Origin of the sequence: Rhodoferax sp. GW822-FHT02A01 (assembly GCF_038784515.1) — a bacterium.
Taxonomy (GTDB): Bacteria; Pseudomonadota; Gammaproteobacteria; order Burkholderiales; family Burkholderiaceae_C; genus Allorhodoferax.
Window position 1 is genome coordinate 3,009,302 of sequence record NZ_CP152376.1, and the last position, 18,095, is coordinate 3,027,396.

15 protein-coding genes are annotated in these 18,095 nt (G+C 63.4%); 12 read left to right on the forward strand and 3 right to left on the reverse strand.

Translation table 11 applies throughout. From position 1 onward, the window contains the following. Positions 1 to 14: 14 nt before the first annotated feature. Entirely contained in the window at positions 15 to 1,190 is a 1,176-nt protein-coding gene (locus tag AAGF34_RS14120) for an FAD-binding oxidoreductase (protein ID WP_342616364.1), read from the reverse strand. 93 nt (positions 1,191 to 1,283) lie between these two features. Here AAGF34_RS14120 and AAGF34_RS14125 point away from each other — a divergent pair, with 93 nt between their 5' ends. The 10 genes from AAGF34_RS14125 to AAGF34_RS14170 all read left to right on the forward strand — a co-directional run bounded on the left by AAGF34_RS14125 (position 1,284) and on the right by AAGF34_RS14170 (position 11,847). Further along, entirely contained in the window at positions 1,284 to 2,810 is a 1,527-nt protein-coding gene (locus AAGF34_RS14125) for an aldehyde dehydrogenase family protein (RefSeq protein WP_342616365.1), read from the forward strand. A 128-nt stretch (positions 2,811 to 2,938) separates the two neighbouring features. Continuing rightward, the gene (locus tag AAGF34_RS14130; RefSeq protein ID WP_342621096.1) at positions 2,939 to 4,009 is read left to right on the forward strand and encodes a branched-chain amino acid ABC transporter substrate-binding protein; all 1,071 of its coding nucleotides are present in this window, start codon (positions 2,939 to 2,941) and stop codon (positions 4,007 to 4,009) included. Positions 4,010 to 4,026: 17 nt separating this feature from the next. Further along, complete coding sequence (locus tag AAGF34_RS14135; RefSeq protein WP_342616366.1) at positions 4,027 to 4,953, forward strand: branched-chain amino acid ABC transporter permease LivH; 927 nt, start codon at positions 4,027 to 4,029, stop codon at positions 4,951 to 4,953. Continuing rightward, entirely contained in the window at positions 4,950 to 6,266 is a 1,317-nt protein-coding gene (livM, locus tag AAGF34_RS14140; RefSeq protein WP_342616367.1) for a high-affinity branched-chain amino acid ABC transporter permease LivM, read from the forward strand. Before AAGF34_RS14135 ends, livM begins: the two co-directional genes overlap by 4 nt. Beyond that, positions 6,263 to 7,096, forward strand: coding sequence for a high-affinity branched-chain amino acid ABC transporter ATP-binding protein LivG (gene livG / locus AAGF34_RS14145; RefSeq protein WP_342616368.1), 834 nt, complete (start codon positions 6,263 to 6,265; stop codon positions 7,094 to 7,096). Before livM ends, livG begins: the two co-directional genes overlap by 4 nt. A gap of 8 nt (positions 7,097 to 7,104) precedes the next feature. Beyond that, positions 7,105 to 7,809 (forward strand): ABC transporter ATP-binding protein, encoded by a 705-nt coding sequence (locus AAGF34_RS14150; RefSeq protein ID WP_342621097.1) that lies wholly within the window; start codon positions 7,105 to 7,107, stop codon positions 7,807 to 7,809. 112 nt (positions 7,810 to 7,921) lie between these two features. Then, positions 7,922 to 8,533: an XRE family transcriptional regulator gene (locus AAGF34_RS14155; RefSeq protein ID WP_342616369.1), complete on the forward strand. Its 612-nt coding sequence runs from the start codon at positions 7,922 to 7,924 to the stop codon at positions 8,531 to 8,533. Positions 8,534 to 8,559: 26 nt separating this feature from the next. Next, positions 8,560 to 9,492, forward strand: a complete 933-nt coding sequence (locus AAGF34_RS14160) for an ornithine cyclodeaminase family protein (protein WP_342616370.1) — start codon at positions 8,560 to 8,562, stop codon at positions 9,490 to 9,492. Further along, positions 9,489 to 10,364: an NAD(P)-binding domain-containing protein gene (locus tag AAGF34_RS14165; RefSeq protein WP_342616371.1), complete on the forward strand. Its 876-nt coding sequence runs from the start codon at positions 9,489 to 9,491 to the stop codon at positions 10,362 to 10,364. The genes AAGF34_RS14160 and AAGF34_RS14165 overlap by 4 nt, the downstream gene beginning before the upstream one ends. A 1-nt stretch (position 10,365) precedes the next feature. After that, the gene (locus tag AAGF34_RS14170) at positions 10,366 to 11,847 is read left to right on the forward strand and encodes a nicotinate phosphoribosyltransferase (RefSeq protein ID WP_342616372.1); all 1,482 of its coding nucleotides are present in this window, start codon (positions 10,366 to 10,368) and stop codon (positions 11,845 to 11,847) included. A gap of 328 nt (positions 11,848 to 12,175) precedes the next feature. Here AAGF34_RS14170 and AAGF34_RS14175 read toward each other — a convergent pair whose 3' ends face one another. Continuing rightward, the gene (locus tag AAGF34_RS14175; RefSeq protein ID WP_342616373.1) at positions 12,176 to 12,799 is read right to left on the reverse strand and encodes a response regulator; all 624 of its coding nucleotides are present in this window, start codon (positions 12,797 to 12,799) and stop codon (positions 12,176 to 12,178) included. Further along, the gene (locus tag AAGF34_RS14180; protein WP_342616374.1) at positions 12,772 to 14,889 is read right to left on the reverse strand and encodes an ATP-binding protein; all 2,118 of its coding nucleotides are present in this window, start codon (positions 14,887 to 14,889) and stop codon (positions 12,772 to 12,774) included. The genes AAGF34_RS14175 and AAGF34_RS14180 overlap by 28 nt, the downstream gene beginning before the upstream one ends. 129 nt (positions 14,890 to 15,018) lie before the next feature. Here AAGF34_RS14180 and AAGF34_RS14185 point away from each other — a divergent pair, with 129 nt between their 5' ends. Together AAGF34_RS14185 and AAGF34_RS14190 are read left to right on the forward strand one after the other, a co-directional pair. Beyond that, positions 15,019 to 16,749 (forward strand): ABC transporter permease subunit, encoded by a 1,731-nt coding sequence (locus AAGF34_RS14185; protein ID WP_342616375.1) that lies wholly within the window; start codon positions 15,019 to 15,021, stop codon positions 16,747 to 16,749. A gap of 9 nt (positions 16,750 to 16,758) precedes the next feature. Continuing rightward, positions 16,759 to 18,063, forward strand: coding sequence for an AAA-associated domain-containing protein (locus AAGF34_RS14190; protein ID WP_342616376.1), 1,305 nt, complete (start codon positions 16,759 to 16,761; stop codon positions 18,061 to 18,063). The last annotated feature ends 32 nt before the right edge of the window (positions 18,064 to 18,095 follow it).

The following is an 18,095-nucleotide window of genomic DNA, read 5'->3' on the forward strand; positions in this document are numbered from 1 at the left end:
GGATGCGTTCCTCGTCAGACCACGTTGATTTCGTACAAAGGCTGGTTCTTCAGCACACGCTCCCAGCCAAAGGCCTGCAGGTCCAGCGTGCGGTAGCCGCCATAGGTCACCAGTTCCGACAGCGCCCGCCCCACGGCGGGAGATTGCTGCATGCCGTGCCCGCTGAAGCCGTTGGCAAACAGCAGATTGTCCACCTCCGGATGGGCGCCCAGGATCACGTTGTGGTCCAGTGTGTTCATGTCGTAATGGCCGGCCCAGCTGCGTTGCACCCGCAGGGCCTCCAGGGCAGGCGCGCGCGCGGCCAACGTGGGCCACAGCACCTCGTCAAACAGCGTGTGCTGCACGTCAAAGTCATAACACTCGGGGTCGTCTTCGGGCGCAGGCGCCACGCCACAGATGAAGCCTTTGCCCTCGGGGCGGAAGTAGGCGCCGCTGGGGTCTATCACCATGGGGCAGTTGTCCAGCTGGGCGCTGGTGGTGAAGTAAAACACGCTGCGTTTGCGCGCCTCCACCGGCAGCGCAATGCCTGCGCTGCGCGCCAGGGCTGCTGCGCCCGTTCCGGCGGTATTGATGACGGTGCCGCAGGCCACCGAGCTGCCGTCCGACAGCGTGGCCGCCACGATGCGGTGGCCTTCGCGCTGTAGGGCGGTGACCCGGGCCTCCTTGTACTGCGCGCCCAGCGCCATCGCCTTGCGCCGCAGTCCGCGCATCAGGCCATAGGCGTCCATCCAGCCTTCGCCCGAAAGCCCGAGCGAGCCAGCCACCAGATCGTCCACCTGCATCCAGGGGTAGCGGGTGCGCAGCTCCTCGGGCGTGAGCAGCGCCACGTCCACGTTCTGCGCCTTCTGGATGCGGTGGTTGGACTGCAGCACTTCCCGCCCGGCTTCGGTGGCCAGGAACAGGTAGCCGTCTTCGTGGAACCCTACATCTGGCACGTCGCCATCGACCGCCAGGTAGTCGCCTATGTGCTTCAGGAATTGGCTGCCGAACTGCGACAGCTGGATGTTCTGCGGCGTGGAGAACTGATGGCGTATGGACGCGGCAGACAGGGCAGTGGCGCATTTCTCATAGGAAAAATCCTGCTCCAACACCATCACCGAGCCCTTGAAGTCACTTTGTGAGGCCAGGAAATAGGCTGCTGCACTGCCCACAGCAGCCCCGCCGACGATCAAAACATCAACTTTTTGCATAAATTCGAAGAGTAATTTAAATTCATGGAAAATATACACTATCGGAAACATTTGTGCATAATGGAAATGTGCAACACGAACGGAGAACCCTGAATGTCTGAAGTCAATACCCTGTTACCCCCCCTGATGCAGTCCCTGGGAGTGCCTGCCGACCAGTATGCCGGTGGCAGTCTGGCCGTGCATTCGCCCATTGACGGCAGCTTGCTGGGCGGGATCACACCGCATACCCCCGCGCAGGTCGGAGCCGTCATAGACGCAGCCCAGGCGGCCTTTCTGGAGTGGCGCCAGGTGCCGGCGCCGGCGCGCGGTGAGCTGATCCGCCTGCTGGGTGACGAGCTGCGCGCCGCCAAGGCCGAACTGGGGCGGTTGGTGTCCCTGGAGGCCGGCAAGATCCTGTCCGAAGGGCTGGGGGAAGTGCAGGAGATGATCGACATCTGCGACTTTGCTCTGGGGTTGTCACGCCAGTTGTACGGACTGACCATCGCGTCCGAGCGTCCCGGCCACCGCATGATGGAAACTTGGCACCCCTTGGGCGTGGTGGGGGTCATCACTGCCTTCAATTTCCCGGTAGCGGTGTGGTCCTGGAACACCGCCCTGGCCATCGTCTGTGGCAACGCCGTGGTGTGGAAGCCGTCCGAGAAGACGCCTCTGACCGCTCTGGCCTGCCAGGCCTTGTTCGGGCGGGCCCTGCAGCGTTACAGCGCCAACGGCGGCAAGGCACCGGCGGGCTTGTTGCAGGTGGTGGTCGGCTTGCGCGACGTGGGCCAGGTGCTGGTGGACAGCCCCAAGGTGGCGCTGATCTCCGCCACCGGCAGCACCCGCATGGGCCGCGAAGTGGGGCCACGCGTGGCACAACGCTTTGGCCGCAGCCTGCTCGAGCTGGGCGGCAACAACGCCGTCATCGTGGCGCCTTCGGCGGATCTGGACATGGCGGTGCGCGGCATCCTGTTTGCGGCCGTGGGTACCGCTGGCCAGCGCTGCACCAGCACGCGCCGCCTGATCGTGCACGAAAGCGTGCGCGCCCAGCTGGTGGCCCAGCTCAAGAGTGCCTATGCCAAGCTGCCCATCGGGTCACCACTGGAGGCCGGAACCCTGGTGGGACCGCTGATCGACAAGGCCAGCTTCGACAATATGCAGGCGACCCTGGCTCAGGCAGCGGAGCAGGGTGGTCTGGTCACCGGTGGCGAGCGCGTGTTGCAACCGCAGTTCGCTGGCGGCTACTACGTGACGCCCGCCATCGTGGAAATGCCGGCACAGACTGCGGTGGTCTGCCACGAAACCTTTGCGCCCATCCTGTATGTGCTGTCCTACACCACGCTGGACGAGGCCATCGCCCTGCAGAACGCCGTGCCCCAGGGCCTGTCCTCGGCCATCTTCACCTTGAACCTGCGCGAGGCCGAGCAGTTCCTTTCCAGCAGTGGTTCGGACTGCGGTATTGCCAACGTGAACATCGGCACCTCCGGCGCCGAGATCGGCGGCGCCTTTGGTGGTGAAAAGGAAACCGGCGGCGGTCGCGAGTCGGGCTCGGACGCCTGGCGTGCCTACATGCGCCGCGCCACCAACACCATCAACTACTCCAACCAGTTGCCGCTGGCCCAGGGCGTGCGCTTCGACGTCTAGCAGCCGCATTTGCTTCCCCCCTGCCTAACCGCTCGCTGGCAACGAGCATTCAACAACATGAGGTCTCAACGATGAAATTGCATATTCAGAAGTCTCTGGTGGGTGCAGCGCTGCTCACAGCGTTTGCCATGACGTCCGGCGCCTGGGCGCAGAACGTCAAGATTGCAGTGGCCGGCCCGATGACCGGAGGCGCCGCCTCCTATGGTGAGGAAATGAAGAAGGGTGCCCAGATGGCAGCCGACGACATCAATGCGGCGGGCGGCATCAATGGCAAGAAGGTCGAGCTGGTGTTTGGTGACGATGCCTGCGAACCCAAGCAGGCGGTGGCCGTGGCCTCGCGCCTGATTGAGAAGGATAAGGTTGCAGCCGTGGTGGGCCACTTCTGCTCCTCCAGCACCATGCCTGCTTCCGAGGTGTATGCCGAGGCCGACATGCTGATGGTCACCCCTGCCTCCACCAACCCCAAGGTCACCGACCGCAAGCTGCCATCAATCATGCGCGTGTGCGGACGTGACGACCAGCAAGGCGTGATCGCTGCCAACTACATCGTCGACAAGCTCAAGGCCAAGCGCATTGCCATGGTCCATGACAAGGACACCTACGGCCAGGGCATTGTGGATGCCACCAAGGCGCAGCTGGGCAAGCGCGGCGTGAAGGAAGTGCTGTACGAAGGCCTGACCCGCGGCGAAAAGGACTTCAACGCCCTGGTCACCAAGATCAAATCCACCAACCCCGACCTGATCTATTTTGGCGGCTTGTCGGCCGAAGCCGGTACCTTGCTGCGCCAGATCCGCGAGCAGGGTCTGACCACCACCTTCATGTCTGCCGACGGCGCGGTGGATGCATCCTTTGCCACCGCGGCGGGCGGCAATGCGGCACTCAAGGGTGTGCTGATCACCTTTGGCGACGATCCGCGCGACAACCCCATCGGCAAGGCCGTGGTGCAGAAGTTCCGTGCCAGCGGCTTTGAGCCAGCCGGCTACACCATGTACACCTACATCGGCGTGCAGACTGTAGCTGCTGCCCTGAAGAGCGCCAAGTCCAGCTCCGGCGCCGCCATGGCTGCCTGGCTCAAGGCCAACCCGGTAGACACCGTGCTCGGCAAGAAGGCCTGGGACGCCAACGGCGACCTGACGGTGGCCGACTACGTGGTCTACCAGTACAAGGATGACGGCACGTACGCCAAGGTAGCCAAGTAAGCAGCGGGGACCGGGTCATGGATCTGCACATACTGGCTCAGCAAATCATCAACGGACTGGTGCTGGGCATGATCTATGGCCTGATCGCCGTGGGCTACACCATGGTGTACGGCGTCATCGGCATGGTCAACTTTGCCCATGGCGACATCTATATGGTGTCGGCCTACATCACCGGCATCACCATGAGTGTGCTGGCATTCTTCCATGTCCATGCCATCGCGCCCACGCTGCTCATCACCCTGTTGGTGGTGATGGCGGTGACGGGCGCGTACGGCTGGGTGGTGGAGCGCACGGCCTATAGGCCCTTGCGCAACTCGACCAAACTGGCTCCGCTGATCTCGGCCATTGGCGTGTCACTGTTTCTTCAGGCTTATGTGCAGATCGCGCAAGGCCCCAATCCGCAGGGCATACGCCCGTTTCTGAGCGGCGCCTTTCGCGTGGCAGTGGGTACCGGAGAGCAGGATTTCTTCCAGGTGACCTATGTGCAGATGCTGATCGTCGTGGTGGCCATCCTGAGCATGGCGGCACTGGCCTACCTGATCAACCACACCAGCCTGGGCCGCGCCTGTCGCGCCACGCAGCAGGATGCGCGCATGGCGACTTTGCTGGGCATAGACACCAACCGGGTGATATCCATTGTGTTCGTGATCGGCGCCGTGTCGGCCAGCATTGCCGGGCTGCTGGTGACGCTGAACTACGGCTCGTTTGATTTCAATGTGGGCTTTGTGGTGGGCGTGAAAGCCTTCACCGCAGCGGTGCTGGGCGGCATTGGTTCATTGCCCGGGGCGCTGCTGGGCGGCGTATTGCTGGGCATGCTGGAGTCGGTCTTTTCCGGCTATGTCAGCACCGACTACAAGGACGTGTTTGCCTTCTCGGTGCTGATCATTGTTCTGATCTTCAAGCCCAGTGGATTGCTGGGACGCCCTGCGGTGGAAAAAGTATGAGCAACACCCTTGTTCGCACGGGCTCGGCGCCGGCTGGATCGGGCAACCGTTGGCAGCCCCTGGCACTTGACGGACTGTGCACCTTCCTGCTGGCCTGCGTGGTGTTCGGCCCGATCACCGGCCTGCAACTCAGCCCCGGCTTCGATTTTGTGGCCCATGCCCAGCGGCCAGTGTGGCTGGCAGGAATCGTTACGCTCGGGCGCGTGCTGTTCCTGGCGGTGCTGCAGACCGCCTGGGGCCAGGAGCGTTTGCGCCAGGCTGCCTTTGCCAACAGCCACGCCACCACGGTCGAGCGCGGTAGCGCGGTGCGGCGCTGGTTGCTCATCAGTGCGGTGGCGGCGGTGGTGGCCTTTGCCTTGCCGGTGGTGTTTGCGCAGAACAGCTATGTGATGAAGTCGCTGATCCTGGCACTCATCTACGTCTTGCTGGGGCTGGGGCTCAACATCGTGGTGGGCCTAGCCGGACTGCTGGACCTGGGCTATGTGGCCTTCTATGCGGTGGGTGCGTACTTTCTGGCGCTGGGTTCGCTGCATCTGGGCCTGGGCTTCTGGAGCGCACTGGTGCTGTCGCCAATTCTGGCCGCAGCGGTAGGCGGCCTACTGGGTTTTCCGGTGCTGCGCACGCATGGCGACTACCTAGCCATCGTGACCCTGGGCTTTGGTGAAATCATCCGCCTGGTGCTGACCAACTGGCTGGACTTCACCGGCGGCCCCAATGGTTTGTCGGTGCCGGCGCCCACGCTGTTTGGCATGGAGTTCTCGCGCATTGCCAAGCAGGGCGGGCAGCCCTTCCATACGGTGATGGGCTGGGACTACAACCCCAACACCAAGTTCATCTTTCTCTACACGGTGCTGCTGCTGGTGGTGGGTTTGATGATTGTCTGGGTCTATCGCTTGCGCAGCATGCCCATGGGTCGCGCCTGGGAGGCTTTGCGGGAAGACGAGATTGCCTGCCGCTCGCTGGGCATCAACCCGGTCACGGTCAAGCTCTCGGCCTTCATGATGGGCGCCATGACGGGCGGCATGGCCGGCGTCTTCTTTGCCAGCTACCAGGGTTTTGTGAACCCGACCTCATTCACTTTCTTCGAGTCGGCGCTGATCCTGGCCATTGTGGTGCTGGGCGGTCTGGGCTCCATCGTCGGCGTGATCGCCGCAGCCTTCATCCTGACGCTGCTGCCCGAGCTGCTGCGCGACTTTGCCGACTTCCGCATCCTGGCCTTCGGCACGTTGATGGTGCTGATGATGGTGTGGCGTCCGCGCGGGCTGATCCGCTCCCGCAGACCCTGCTACGCAGTGACGGGAGACAAAACATGAGCGCGCCCGACAGCCTTCTAAAGGTGGAGTCGCTGGGCATGCGCTTCGGAGGCATCCAGGCGCTGGCGGACGTGAGTTTTGAAGTGGCGGCAGGCTCCATCACCGCCCTGATCGGCCCCAACGGGGCGGGCAAGACTACGGTGTTCAACTGCGTTACCGGTTTCTACCGGCCCAGCTCCGGGCACATCCGCATCACGCGGGAGGGACGCGCGCAGGATCTGGCCGAGCTGACAGCTTCGCGTCTGAATGGGGGCTCGCACAACATCGCGCAGGCCGGCATTGCCCGCACCTTCCAGAACATCCGCCTGTTCAAGGACATGACGGTGATCGAGAACCTGCTGGTGGCCCAGCACCGGCGCCTGAACCGCAACATGCTGGCGGGGCTTTTTCATACCCGCAGCTACCGCCAGGCCCAGCAGCAGGCGCTGGACCGTGCGCTGGAGTGGCTGGACGTGGTGGACTTGCGAGACTGTGCCAACCGCCTGGCCGGCACCCTGCCGTACGGGCACCAGCGCCGTGTGGAAATTGCCCGCGCCATGTGCACGCAACCGCAACTGATCTGCCTGGACGAGCCCGCCGCCGGACTGAACCCGCGCGAGACCGAGGAACTGGCCTCACTCATTCAGCGCCTGCGCTACGACTATGCCGTGACCGTGTTCCTGATCGAGCACGACATGGGGCTGGTCATGGGCATCAGCGACCATATCGTGGTGCTGGACTACGGTCGGGTGATTGCCGCAGGCACCCCGGCTGTAATTGCCGAGTCGCCGGCGGTGATACAGGCCTATCTGGGCGTGGCCGAGGACGAAAGCACGGAGGTGGCGGCATGAGCCAGGCACTGCTGGAAATTGACGGGATCGACGTGTCGTATGGCGCGATCCAGGTGCTGCACGATGTGTCGGTGCAGGTCCATGCCGGTGAGATCGTGACCCTGATCGGGGCCAACGGTGCGGGCAAATCCACCCTGTTGATGAGCCTGTATGGGACCCCTGGCGTGCGCGCCGGGCGCATCTGCTTTGATGGGGAAGACATTACCCATGTGGCGCCGCATTCCATTGCCAAGCGCGGGTTGGCGCAGGTGCCCGAAGGGCGGCGCATCTTTCCTGCCATGACAGTGGAGGAGAACCTGCTGATCGGCACCGTGGCCATAGGCCCGGCCCATGCCGACGAAGACCGCCAGGCCATGTTCAGCCTGTTTCCCCGTCTGAAGGAGCGGCGCAACCAGCGCGCCGGCACCATGTCCGGCGGCGAGCAGCAGATGCTAGCCATCGCCCGTGCGCTGATGAGCCGCCCCAAGATGATCCTGCTGGACGAGCCTTCGCTGGGCCTGGCACCCAAGATGATTGCCAATGTGTTCGCCGCGCTGCGCCAGATTGCCAAGGCCGGCAAGACCATCTTCCTAGTCGAGCAGAACGCCAACCAGGCACTGGCGCTGGCGCACCGTGGCTATGTGCTGGTCAATGGCCGGGTGCGCATGGAGGGAAGTGGCGCGGAATTACTCGCCAACGAGGAAGTGAAAAAGGTTTATTTGGGAGGGCACTGAGCCTGCGCAGGGCTTTTTTTACAATCAAGGCAGCATGCGGTCCGCGCCACCCCGGCGCCATGCCGGTGCTGCCACCGATTTGTACCATCCTTCCACCACCGAGACCCGACACATGAATGCCCCCTCAGCACCGAGCAGCGAAGTACTTCTTGGCCAGCGCATACGCGGCTTGCGCAGCCAGTTGGGCTGGACGCTGGACTCGGCTGCCAAGGCAACCGGATTGGCGCGCTCCACCATCTCCAAGATCGAAAACGGCCAGATGTCACCGACCTACGATGCGTTGATCAAACTGGCCCACGGCTTTGCCATCGATATCAGCGATCTGTTCGAGTCGCACGAGCCCGACCATGGCAGCGGGCGGCGCAGCATCACCCGCGCCGGTCAGGGGCAACCGCTCAACAACGCGTATTACCAGCACATGCTGTTGTGCAACGACCTGTCCCACAAGGTCATGACGCCGTTTCGCAGTGTGGTCACCGCACGCAGCTTCGACGACTTCGATGACTGGAGCCGCCATGAGGGCGAAGAACTGGTCTACATCCTGCAGGGCGAGGTCGAGATGTTCACCGAGTTCTATGAGCCCGAGCGCCTGCGCACCGGGGACTGTGCCTATCTGGACAGCCGCATGGGCCACCGCGTCATCAGCGTCAGTCCCGAAAACGCGGTGGTGCTGTGGGTCAGCACCACCAACCCGCGTACCACGCCCAATATTCCATCCATCTGAATCCATTGTTACCGTGAAGGCCCCGCATGCAGTTTTTTGACCAGTCCGCCGTTGCCAGGGCCTTGCCCTATCCCGCATTGATAGATGCGCTGGCGCAGGGGCTGCAGACACCGATCGAATCGCCGCTGCGCAGCCACTTCGAGCCCAACCATGACGACAGCACGGTGCTGATCATGCCGGCCTGGAAATCCCACGAGGTCATGGGCGTCAAGCTGGTGTCGTTCTGGCCGGACAACGGCAGCCGGGGCAAGTCCACCATTGCTGCGGTGTATGTGCTGATGTCGTGCGTGGACGGCAGCCCGCTGGCGGTGCTGGACGGTACAGAGCTCACCCAGCGCCGCACAGCGGCCGTGGCCGCCCTGGGCGCGCGCATTCTGGCGCGCAAGGACAGCAAGACCCTGGCGGTATTGGGCACCGGCTCGCTCAGCGTGCCCATGGTGCTGGCGCACCGCAGTGTGATGGACTTCGAACGCATTGAAGTCTGGGGCCGCAACCCCGACAAGGCCCGCGCCGTGGTGGACATTCTGGCCCGCCAAGGTGTGGTGGCCCACGCCAATGCCGACTTGCAGCAGGTGGTGTCGCAGGCCGATGTGCTGTGTGCCTGCAGCGCGGCGGTGGATCCCTTCATCCGTAGCGAATGGGTGCAGCCCGGTACCCACGTGGGGCTGGTGGGCGCCTTCACCCCGGCCATGGCCGAGGCTGAACCCGCACTGATGGCGCGCAGCCAGGTGTTTGCCGACAGCCGCGAGGCCATATTGCAAAAGGGCGGCGAAGTGCTGCAGGCGATTCAGCAAGGCCTGATGGCGCACAGCGACATCCAGGGTGAGATTGCCGAGCTGGCAGCCAACCCCGAGCGTGCCTGGCGCAGCAGTGCCGAGTCCATCACGGTGTTCAAGTCGGTGGGCTTTGCCGCACTGGATCTGATCGCTGCCCAATCTGTCGTACACAATGGGGCATGAACATTGCCATCATCGGGCTGGGCGAGGTAGGCCAGTGCTACGCGCAGGCCTTGCATCAGGCAGGCCATAGCCTGCAACTCGCTGCACCCCGCCCGTCGTCTGCAGCCACGCAAATTGCCGCGGGGATGGGCCTTTCCATTTCCGCTAATCTGGCCGATGCGCTGAGCGGTTCGGACTGGATATTTTCCTGCGTGACCGGCGCGCAGGCGCTGCCTGTGGTGCAGAACATCGTGCGCCATGCGGCGACTGGCAGCACCGTATGCGACTTCACCACCGCTTCGATGGATACCAAAAGACAGGCCGCGGCCCTGTGCGCAGCCAGCGGCATGCGCTATGTGGACGTAGCCATCATGGGCGCCATCGCGCTGGGGCGGGAGAAGACCCCGTTGCTGACCGCCGGTGAGGGCGCACAGGCGTTGGCCGATGCACTGCAGGGTGTCGGCAGTCGTGTGACCGTCATGGCGGGCGCTGCGGCTGGGGACACCATCGCACTCAAGCTGTTGCGCAGCCAGTTCACCAAAGGGCTGGAAGCACTGAGTGTGGAGGTGTGCATGGCAGCCGAGCAGCAGGGCCTGCGCGAGGCGCTGTTCGAGCAATTGCAGGACGTGGACCACACGCCCTTGCAGACCTTTGTGGACATGCTGGTCAGCACCCATGTGCTGCACGCCCGGCGCCGCGCCGAGGAGGTGCATGCCGTGGCGCTGTCGCTGCAGCAGGCGGGTTTGCCCTCGCTGGTACTGCCCGGCGTGGAGCAGCGTTTTCGCCGCACCGCCGACGCACTGGCTACGCAACCACCGCCGCAGTCCGCACCCACGGCGCAAGAGGCATTGCACTGGCTGCTGCAGAACGAAGCGGGCAACCGGTCCGCATGACATGAATCCCACGCATTCCAACCCGACCAGCCTGCAGTCCTTCAGTGGCATCAGCCGCCTGCTGATCCTCAACACCGACAGCTACAAGACCTCCCACTACCTGCAGTACCCGCCGGGCACCAGCAAGGTGTTCAGCTACATCGAGTCGCGCGGCGGTGTGCATGACCGCACGGTGTTTTTCGGCCTGCAATACATCCTGAAGGAATACCTGGTCAAACCGGTAACGGCCAGCGATGTGGAACTGGCCGACGAAGTGTGCCGTGCCCACGGCGTGCCCTTCAACCGGGCCGGCTGGCTGCACATCGTGAACGCGCACCAGGGCCGCCTGCCGGTGCGAATTCTGGCGGTGCCAGAAGGCAGTGTGGTACCCACGCGCAATGTGCTGCTGACCATAGAAAACACCGACCCCGCCTGCTACTGGCTCACCAGCTTTCTGGAGACGGTGCTGATGCGCGTGTGGTACCCGATCACCGTGGCCACCAACAGCTGGATGTGCCGCCAGCTCATCCACAAGTACCTGGTGGAAACCGGGGATGAATCCACCATCACCGGCAAGCTGCACGACTTCGGCGCGCGCGGTGTGAGCTCCATGGAGTCGGCCCTGATTGGCGGCATGGCCCATCTGGTGAATTTCCAGGGCACTGACACGCTGACGGCTGTGCTGGGCGCGCGCGTTTATTACGGCGCTGCCATGGCCGGTTTTTCCACTCCGGCAGCGGAACACAGCACCATCACCAGCTGGGGCCGCGACGGTGAACGCGATGCCTATGCCAACATGCTCCAGCAGTACGCCCAACCCGGCGCCGTGCTGGCCGTGGTGTCGGACTCCTACGACCTGGACCACGCAGTCAAGAAGATCTGGGGGCAGGAACTGCGCCAGCAGGTGATGGACAGCGGCGCGCTGGTGGTGATTCGCCCCGACAGCGGCGACCCGGCCTCCATGGTGCTCAACACCATCCGGGCGCTGGATGCTTCGTTCGGCAGCACGGTCAATGCCAAGGGCTATCGCGTGTTGCAGCATGTGCGCGTGCTCCAGGGCGACGGTATCACCATCCGCAGCATACGCACCATCCTGGCCAACCTGCAGTTCAACGGCTACAGCGCCGACAACGTGGCCTTTAGCCAGGGCGGTGCACTGCTGCAGATCGTGAACCGCGATGATCAGCGCTTCGCCATGAAGTGCAGCGCGGTGGAAGTCAACGGTGCGTGGCGCGATGTATTCAAGTCACCGCGCACCGACCCGCAAAAGCGCTCCCGCGCCGGGCGGCAGATGCTGCTGCAAAAGGGCAATGAATACCGCACGGAGGTGGAAGGCAGCACGGCCATGGCCAGTGCGCTGGAACAGGGATTCAGCGGTGCCCTGCAGGTGGTGTTTGAGAATGGCAGCCTGTTGGTGGATGACACATTGGCCACTATCCGGGAGCGGGCCGAGGCTGCTGGAGGACAGTACAAGCCGGGATATTTTTCTGCGGTCAGCTCTTAGGAATTCCTTGCCACGGGGCAGATTTGTGTAGGTCGATGACACTGGGGCAGATGATTCCGCGAATGTCCTCCGCCCTGCGGGCTCCCCCTTGATTTCGCTGCACCATCCGCCCCAGCGTCATCGGCCGCCAGCACTGTTGGCACGCGATGTCTGAATACCGTATGTGCGCCAACTACGTAGCAGCCTCAGGATGGCGAGGTGCTCAGCGCAGCGGCATCAAGGAGGAGGCCGAAGGCCGGGGGACAGCCGCGGAGCTGAGTACCACGTCAGCCTGTGGCCGAAGAAGCGTATGAACGCAATCAAGCACAAAGCCACCCCGAGACACGCGTCATGCAATAGCGTGATCCCGCAACAACCGGTCCAACTCGGTCGGGTTGGACACCCAGAGCTTGTCAAAGACCTTGGCCCGATAACCTTCCACCACCCGCACTCCTATGTGCAACTCATCGGCCACCAGCTTGTTGGTCCAGCCATTGCGCACCAGCCGCGCCACATCCTTCTCGCGCGGCGTCAGCGTATCCCAGCGTGCGATCACTTCGCTGCGCCGGTGCAATAGCAGACTGAGCTCCTCGGCGCGCTGCATGGCCGCTGCCACCTTGGCCTGCAGCTCGCTCTCGGGCATGCCCTTGACCAGCCAGTCGAACGCGCCCCGGTGCGTGGCCGCCATGGCCGTGGGGATGTCGCCGTGGCCGGACAGGAACATCACCACCATCGGGCTGGACTGCTTCTGCAACGCTTCCAGCACCTGCAGGCCGGTCATGCCCTCCATGCGCAAGTCCAGCAGCACGCAGTCCGGTTTTTGCAGATTGGCCTGGTGCAAAAAGTCTTCACCGCTGGCATGTGGTTGCACCCGCAAGCCGCAGGCGGTGAACAGGGTGACCATGGACTCGCGCACACCTTGGTCGTCGTCCACGACGTGCAGCGTCAGATCGGGTTTGTATTCGGTGTGCATGGCAACTGGATGGTAAAGGTGGTGCCGCCCTGGGCGCGGTTCTCGAAGCTCAGGCGTCCGCCGTGGCTTTCCACGATGGTGCGGCAGATGCTCAGACCAATGCCCAGGCCTTCTTCCTTGGTGGTGACAAAGCTCTTGAAAATCTGGTCGGCGATGTCCGCCGGAATGCCCGGCCCGCTGTCGCTCACCTGCACCAGCACACCGGCACTGGACGACAGGGTCTGCAGCTCCAGCACGCGGGTGTGGGCCTCTTGCGCCTGCATGGCTTGCAGGCTGTTGATCACCAAGTTCACCAGCACCTGCTCCAGCAGCACGCGGTCACCACGCACCGTGGGTAGCGGCTCCTGCAGGCGGGTGATCACGCGGGTCTGGCGCTGCCGTACCTCGGCTGCAACGAAGGCGAGCACGCTGCGCACCAGCGCGTTGACATCGCAGTCCTCCGCGCCACGGGTCTTCATGCGCACATGGTCCTGGATCTTGCGCACGATGTCGGCGGCGCGCTGCTTCTGCTGTTCAATGGCTTGCAGGCAGCCCTGCAGCTGGTCCATGACGCCGCGCTCCAGTAGTTTGCGTGCGGCGCTGGCATTGGCGCCAATGGCCAGCAACGGCTGGTTGATCTCATGGGCCAGCGTGGAGGCCATTTCGTCCATGATGGCGCGGCGCTGCACATGGCGCAGCTTTTCCTCCTGCTCCCGCTGGCGTGCGGCACTTTGCTTTTGCGCCGTGATGTCCACCACCGAACTCATCCAGCCGCTGTGCTTGCCGTCGGCGTCGATCAGGGGCGCGGTGTAGACCATGGTGTACACGTCATGTCCGTCGCGGTGGCGCACGCGGGACTCGAAGCCGGTCATGTCGGAGCGCCCGGTCAGCGCGGCCTCGTTGTCATGCCAGTGGCGCTCCATGTCCTCCGGGTGCCAGTAGGGGTAGGGTGGTTGCTTGCCCAGCAGCTCTTCTGCCGGGTAGCCGGTGATGTCGGTCAGTGCCGGGTTGACGTAGATGATGTGGCCCTCCAGGTCGCGTGCCCGCATGCCAACCAGCAGCGAGTCTTCCATGGCTTTGCGAAAGGCGTGGGCCTGGTTCAGGTCCTGGGTGCGCAGGCGCACCTCTTTCTCCAGTTCGTCAAACTGGCGCCTGCGGGTCTGCCACAGCATGCCGCCCAGCAGCAGCAGGCCCGCCGCCATGGCCGAGAGCGCCCAGGCGCGGTTGCGTGCCTGGGTGACAGAGGCATAGTCAGCAGTTACGGTCAGGGTCCAACCCAGATCGGGCAGGGTTTCGCTCACGGCCACAAAGCGCCGCTCCTTGCCGGCCAGATGCGTACGCAGCAGCTGACCTCCGTCGTCCAGACTTTCGCGTTCCCACAGCAGGGGTGCCAGCACGCGGTTCTTGCCATAGACCTCGTGCCGGGCCAGCCAGGCGATTTCCTGCGGGCTGAGCTCCCGTGAGGTGGTGTACATCCACTCCGGCACCGAACCCAAAAACAGGATGCCGCGTTCGTCCGACAAGGCAATCGGGCTGCCCGCATTGAGCCAGGTCTGCTGCACCTGGCGCAGATCCACCTTGACCACCACCACGCCCACGACACGGTCGCCGCTGCGCACCGGGGTGGAAATGAAGTAGCCCGGCACACCGGTGTTCTTGCCCACGCCATAGAACCTGCCGCCGCGCCCGGCCAGGGCGTCCAGGAAGTAGGGTCGGTTGGAGTAGTCCTGTCCAACAAAGCTTTGCGGGGTGTTCCAGTTGCTCGATGCCACCGTCTTGCCCTGGGCCGTCATCAGGTACAGCACGTCGGAGCCAGCGCGCCGGTTGATTTCTTCCAGATACAGGTTGGCACTGGCGGTGTCGCTGGTCTGCAGTGCGGCCAGCACTTTGGGATGCTGGGCCACGGTGAAGGGCAGGTAGTTGTACTGTGTGGTGGCGCCGCGCAGGGCCAGCGCATGCACTTCCACCACGCGCTTGAGCAGATCGATCTGCAGACTGGTTTCTCGGCGTGCGGCCAGCACGCCCGCAGACACGACCAGCGTCAGCGCTAGCAGTGCCGCGAACAACCCGGCCTGCCAGTGCCGGTTCTTGAGTGCCGCTGTCATTGGCATCGGATGGCCTGGGCAGTGCGGTGGATCATTGCTGCAGAAATGTCATGGTCAACGCTTGGTAAAGTAACAAATCCGTCACAATCGCTGAGAGAGAATCCCCTACTTTCCGCCTTGTAGAAACCACTGCGCATGCTGAACCAGAAGACATTCTTTCCCCGACAGGTGGTTGAGGCCGGAGGCAATCGATGGGATTGGGCATTGTTACCTTTGGTTCTGGCCATCATCGTTGTTATGGCGTTTGGTGCGCGGCAGATGGTAACGCCTTACCAGGTGGGTGTGGAACTGCCCATCTCGCTGGATTTCACCTACCTTCCTTACTACTTGTTGCGCACCACCTTGCGCATGTTCATGGCGTTGGCGGCGTCGCTGGTGTTCAGTGTGGTGTTTGCGGTGCTGGCAGCCAAGTACCGCGCTGCCGAGAAGTTTCTGGTGCCCATGCTGGACATCCTGCAGTCCATACCGATTCTGGGCTTTCTGTCCATCACGGTGACCGGCTTCATTGCGCTCTTCCCCGGCAGCCTGTTTGGCGTGGAATGCGCCGCCATCTTTGCCATCTTCACCTCACAGGCCTGGAACATGGCGTTCAGCCTGTACCAGTCGTTTCGCACCATTCCTTCGGAACTGGTCGAGGCCTCCAAGGTGTTTCAGCTGTCGGGCTGGCAGCGCTTCTGGCACCTGGACATGCCGTTTGCCATGCCCTCGCTGCTGTGGAACATGATGATGTCCATGTCGGGTGGCTGGTTCTTCGTGGTCGCCTCCGAGGCCATCTCGGTCTCCAACCAGAACATCAAGCTGCCGGGCATAGGCTCCTATATCGCCATGGCCATCGAGGCCAAGGATCTGGGCGCCATCGGTCTGGCCGTGGGCGCCATGCTGATCGGCGTGCTGCTGTATGACCAGCTGTTTTTCCGGCCCTTGCTGGCATGGGCCGACAAGTTCCGCTTCGAAGAGATTGGCGGCGCCCAGAACCAGACATCGTGGCTGCTGACATGGCTGCGCCGCACCGAGCGGCTGCAGACCATTGGCGATGGCATGGCCGTGCTGCTGCAAAAGAGCTTTGCCCTGTTTCGCCGCCATCATGACGGTACCTCCATCAAATCCCGCGTGTCGGAACCTTCACCCACCCTGGTGCGGGTATGGGATGCGGTGCTGGCGGCATTGATTCTTTTTGCGAGCTGGCGCCTGGCGGAGTTCATCCACGCCGAGGTGGGCTGGGGCGAGGTGGGCCATGTGTTCTTGCTGGGCTTCTACACGCTGCTGCGGGTCATGCTGCTGATCGGCCTGGCCGCACTGGTCTGGGTGCCCATCGGCATATGGATTGGCATGAACCCGGCCATTGCGGCGCGGGTGCAGGCGCTGGCGCAGTTCCTCGCTGCCTTTCCGGCGAATCTGATGTTTCCGGTGTTCGTGCTGGGCATCGTGCATTTCCACCTCACACCCGACATCTGGCTGTCGCCGCTGATGATCTTCGGCACCCAGTGGTATTTGCTGTTCAACGTGATTGCCGGCGCTTCCACCATCCCCACCGAGCTGCGCTTTGCGGCCCGCAACATCGGGCTCAAGGGCTCGTTGCGCTGGCGGCGTTACCTGCTGCCGGCGGTGTTTCCCAGTTTTGTGACCGGTGCCATCACGGCCAGTGGCGGCTCGTGGAATGCCAGCATCGTGTCGGAATACGTGACCTGGGGCGACACCACGGTGCAGGCCCATGGCATCGGCAGCTATATCGCTGAGATGACTTCCGCTGGTGACTTTCCGCGCATCGCACTGGGTATCGGTGTGATGTGTGTGTACGTGATGTCGCTCAACCACTTTGTCTGGCGCCGGCTCTACCGCATGGCCGAAGACCGCATGCATTTCTAAGGAGCGCTTGTGAACCCCACCATCGTAGACCTCAAGGGGGTCGGCAAATCCTTCAGCTCCGCCGACGGCGCGCCGCGCACGGTTCTGGACAACGTGGACTTCACCTTGCGCGAGCGCGAGATCGTGGCCCTGCTGGGGCAGTCCGGCTCCGGCAAGTCCACCCTGTTGCGCATCATGGCCGGGTTGGTCATGGCTGACCGTGGCGATGTGCTGTACCGCGGTCAGCCGTTGTACGGCCCGGCGCGCGGCATCAGCATGGTGTTCCAGTCGTTTGCCCTGTTTCCCTGGCTGACGGTTCAGCAGAACGTGGAAATTGGTCTGGAGGCACAGGGTGTGCCGGCGGCTGAACGCGATGCGCGGGCACAGAAGGTGATTGACCTGATCGGCCTGTCCGGCTTCGAGGGCGCTTTGCCGCGTGAGTTGTCGGGCGGCATGCGCCAGCGCGTGGGCATCGCGCGCGCGCTGGTGGTCAACCCCGACGTGCTGTTGATGGATGAGGCGTTTTCCGCGCTGGACGTGCTGACCGGTGAGCGCTTGCGCGACGACATCCTGGAGCTGTGGGAGCAGGAGGAGATTTCCACCAAGGCGATTCTGGTGGTCTCGCACAACATCCAGGAAGCCATCATGATGGCCGACCGCGTGCTGATATTCGCCAGCGACCCGGGCCGGGTGCGCTACGAGATGCGCGTCGATCTGCCGCGGCCACGCGATGCCGACAGCGAAGAAGTGCGCATGCTGGTGGATGAGATCTATGCGGTGATGACAGCCGGTCGTGTACGTGCCGGCAAGGCCACCGGTGAGGTGGAGCCCATGCGCCTGGACGCACGCCTGCCCGATGCCGACATCGGCCTGGTGGAAGGTGTGCTGGAAAAGCTGATGGACGAGCCGTTCCTGGGCCGCGCCGATTTGCCGCAGCTGGGCGAGGAAACCGAGCTGACCGACGAGGACCTGCTGCCAGCCGCCGAAGCCCTGGCCTTGCTGGAATTTGCCGTGCTGGAAAGCGGCGACCTGTCCGTGACCGAACTGGGCAAGAGCTATGTGGCATCCCAGCACGACCAGCGCCAGGTGTTGTTTGCGCAGCAGTTGCTCAAGCGTGTTCCGCTGGCGGCGCACATACGCCATAGCCTGCAGCAGGACCCGGTGGGCGAGCTCAAGGAAGAGCACTTCCTGGATCTGCTGCGCGAGAGCATGGACAGCGAGGAGGCCGAACGCGTGCTCAAGGTGGCCATCGAGTGGGGTCGCCATGGCGAGGTGTATAGCTACAACTACAACACCGGCATGATCCAGTTGCCGGAGCCGGAAGCGGAGCATTGACTTCGGGGTACATGGTGGCTGGCGTGCAAGGG

Bases quoted from the DNA above. Each gene is read 5' to 3' on its own strand.
- AAGF34_RS14120 (WP_342616364.1), bottom strand. From the start codon at position 1,190: ATGCAAAAAGTTGATGTTTTGATCGTCGGCGGGGCTGCTGTGGGCAGT.
- AAGF34_RS14125 (WP_342616365.1), top strand. From the start codon at position 1,284: ATGTCTGAAGTCAATACCCTGTTACCCCCCCTGATGCAGTCCCTGGGA.
- AAGF34_RS14130 (WP_342621096.1), top strand. From the start codon at position 2,939: ATGACGTCCGGCGCCTGGGCGCAGAACGTCAAGATTGCAGTGGCCGGC.
- AAGF34_RS14135 (WP_342616366.1), top strand. From the start codon at position 4,027: ATGGATCTGCACATACTGGCTCAGCAAATCATCAACGGACTGGTGCTG.
- livM (WP_342616367.1), top strand. From the start codon at position 4,950: ATGAGCAACACCCTTGTTCGCACGGGCTCGGCGCCGGCTGGATCGGGC.
- livG (WP_342616368.1), top strand. From the start codon at position 6,263: ATGAGCGCGCCCGACAGCCTTCTAAAGGTGGAGTCGCTGGGCATGCGC.
- AAGF34_RS14155 (WP_342616369.1), top strand. From the start codon at position 7,922: ATGAATGCCCCCTCAGCACCGAGCAGCGAAGTACTTCTTGGCCAGCGC.
- AAGF34_RS14160 (WP_342616370.1), top strand. From the start codon at position 8,560: ATGCAGTTTTTTGACCAGTCCGCCGTTGCCAGGGCCTTGCCCTATCCC.
- AAGF34_RS14165 (WP_342616371.1), top strand. From the start codon at position 9,489: ATGAACATTGCCATCATCGGGCTGGGCGAGGTAGGCCAGTGCTACGCG.
- AAGF34_RS14170 (WP_342616372.1), top strand. From the start codon at position 10,366: ATGAATCCCACGCATTCCAACCCGACCAGCCTGCAGTCCTTCAGTGGC.
- AAGF34_RS14175 (WP_342616373.1), bottom strand. From the start codon at position 12,799: ATGCACACCGAATACAAACCCGATCTGACGCTGCACGTCGTGGACGAC.
- AAGF34_RS14180 (WP_342616374.1), bottom strand. From the start codon at position 14,889: ATGCCAATGACAGCGGCACTCAAGAACCGGCACTGGCAGGCCGGGTTG.
- AAGF34_RS14185 (WP_342616375.1), top strand. From the start codon at position 15,019: ATGCTGAACCAGAAGACATTCTTTCCCCGACAGGTGGTTGAGGCCGGA.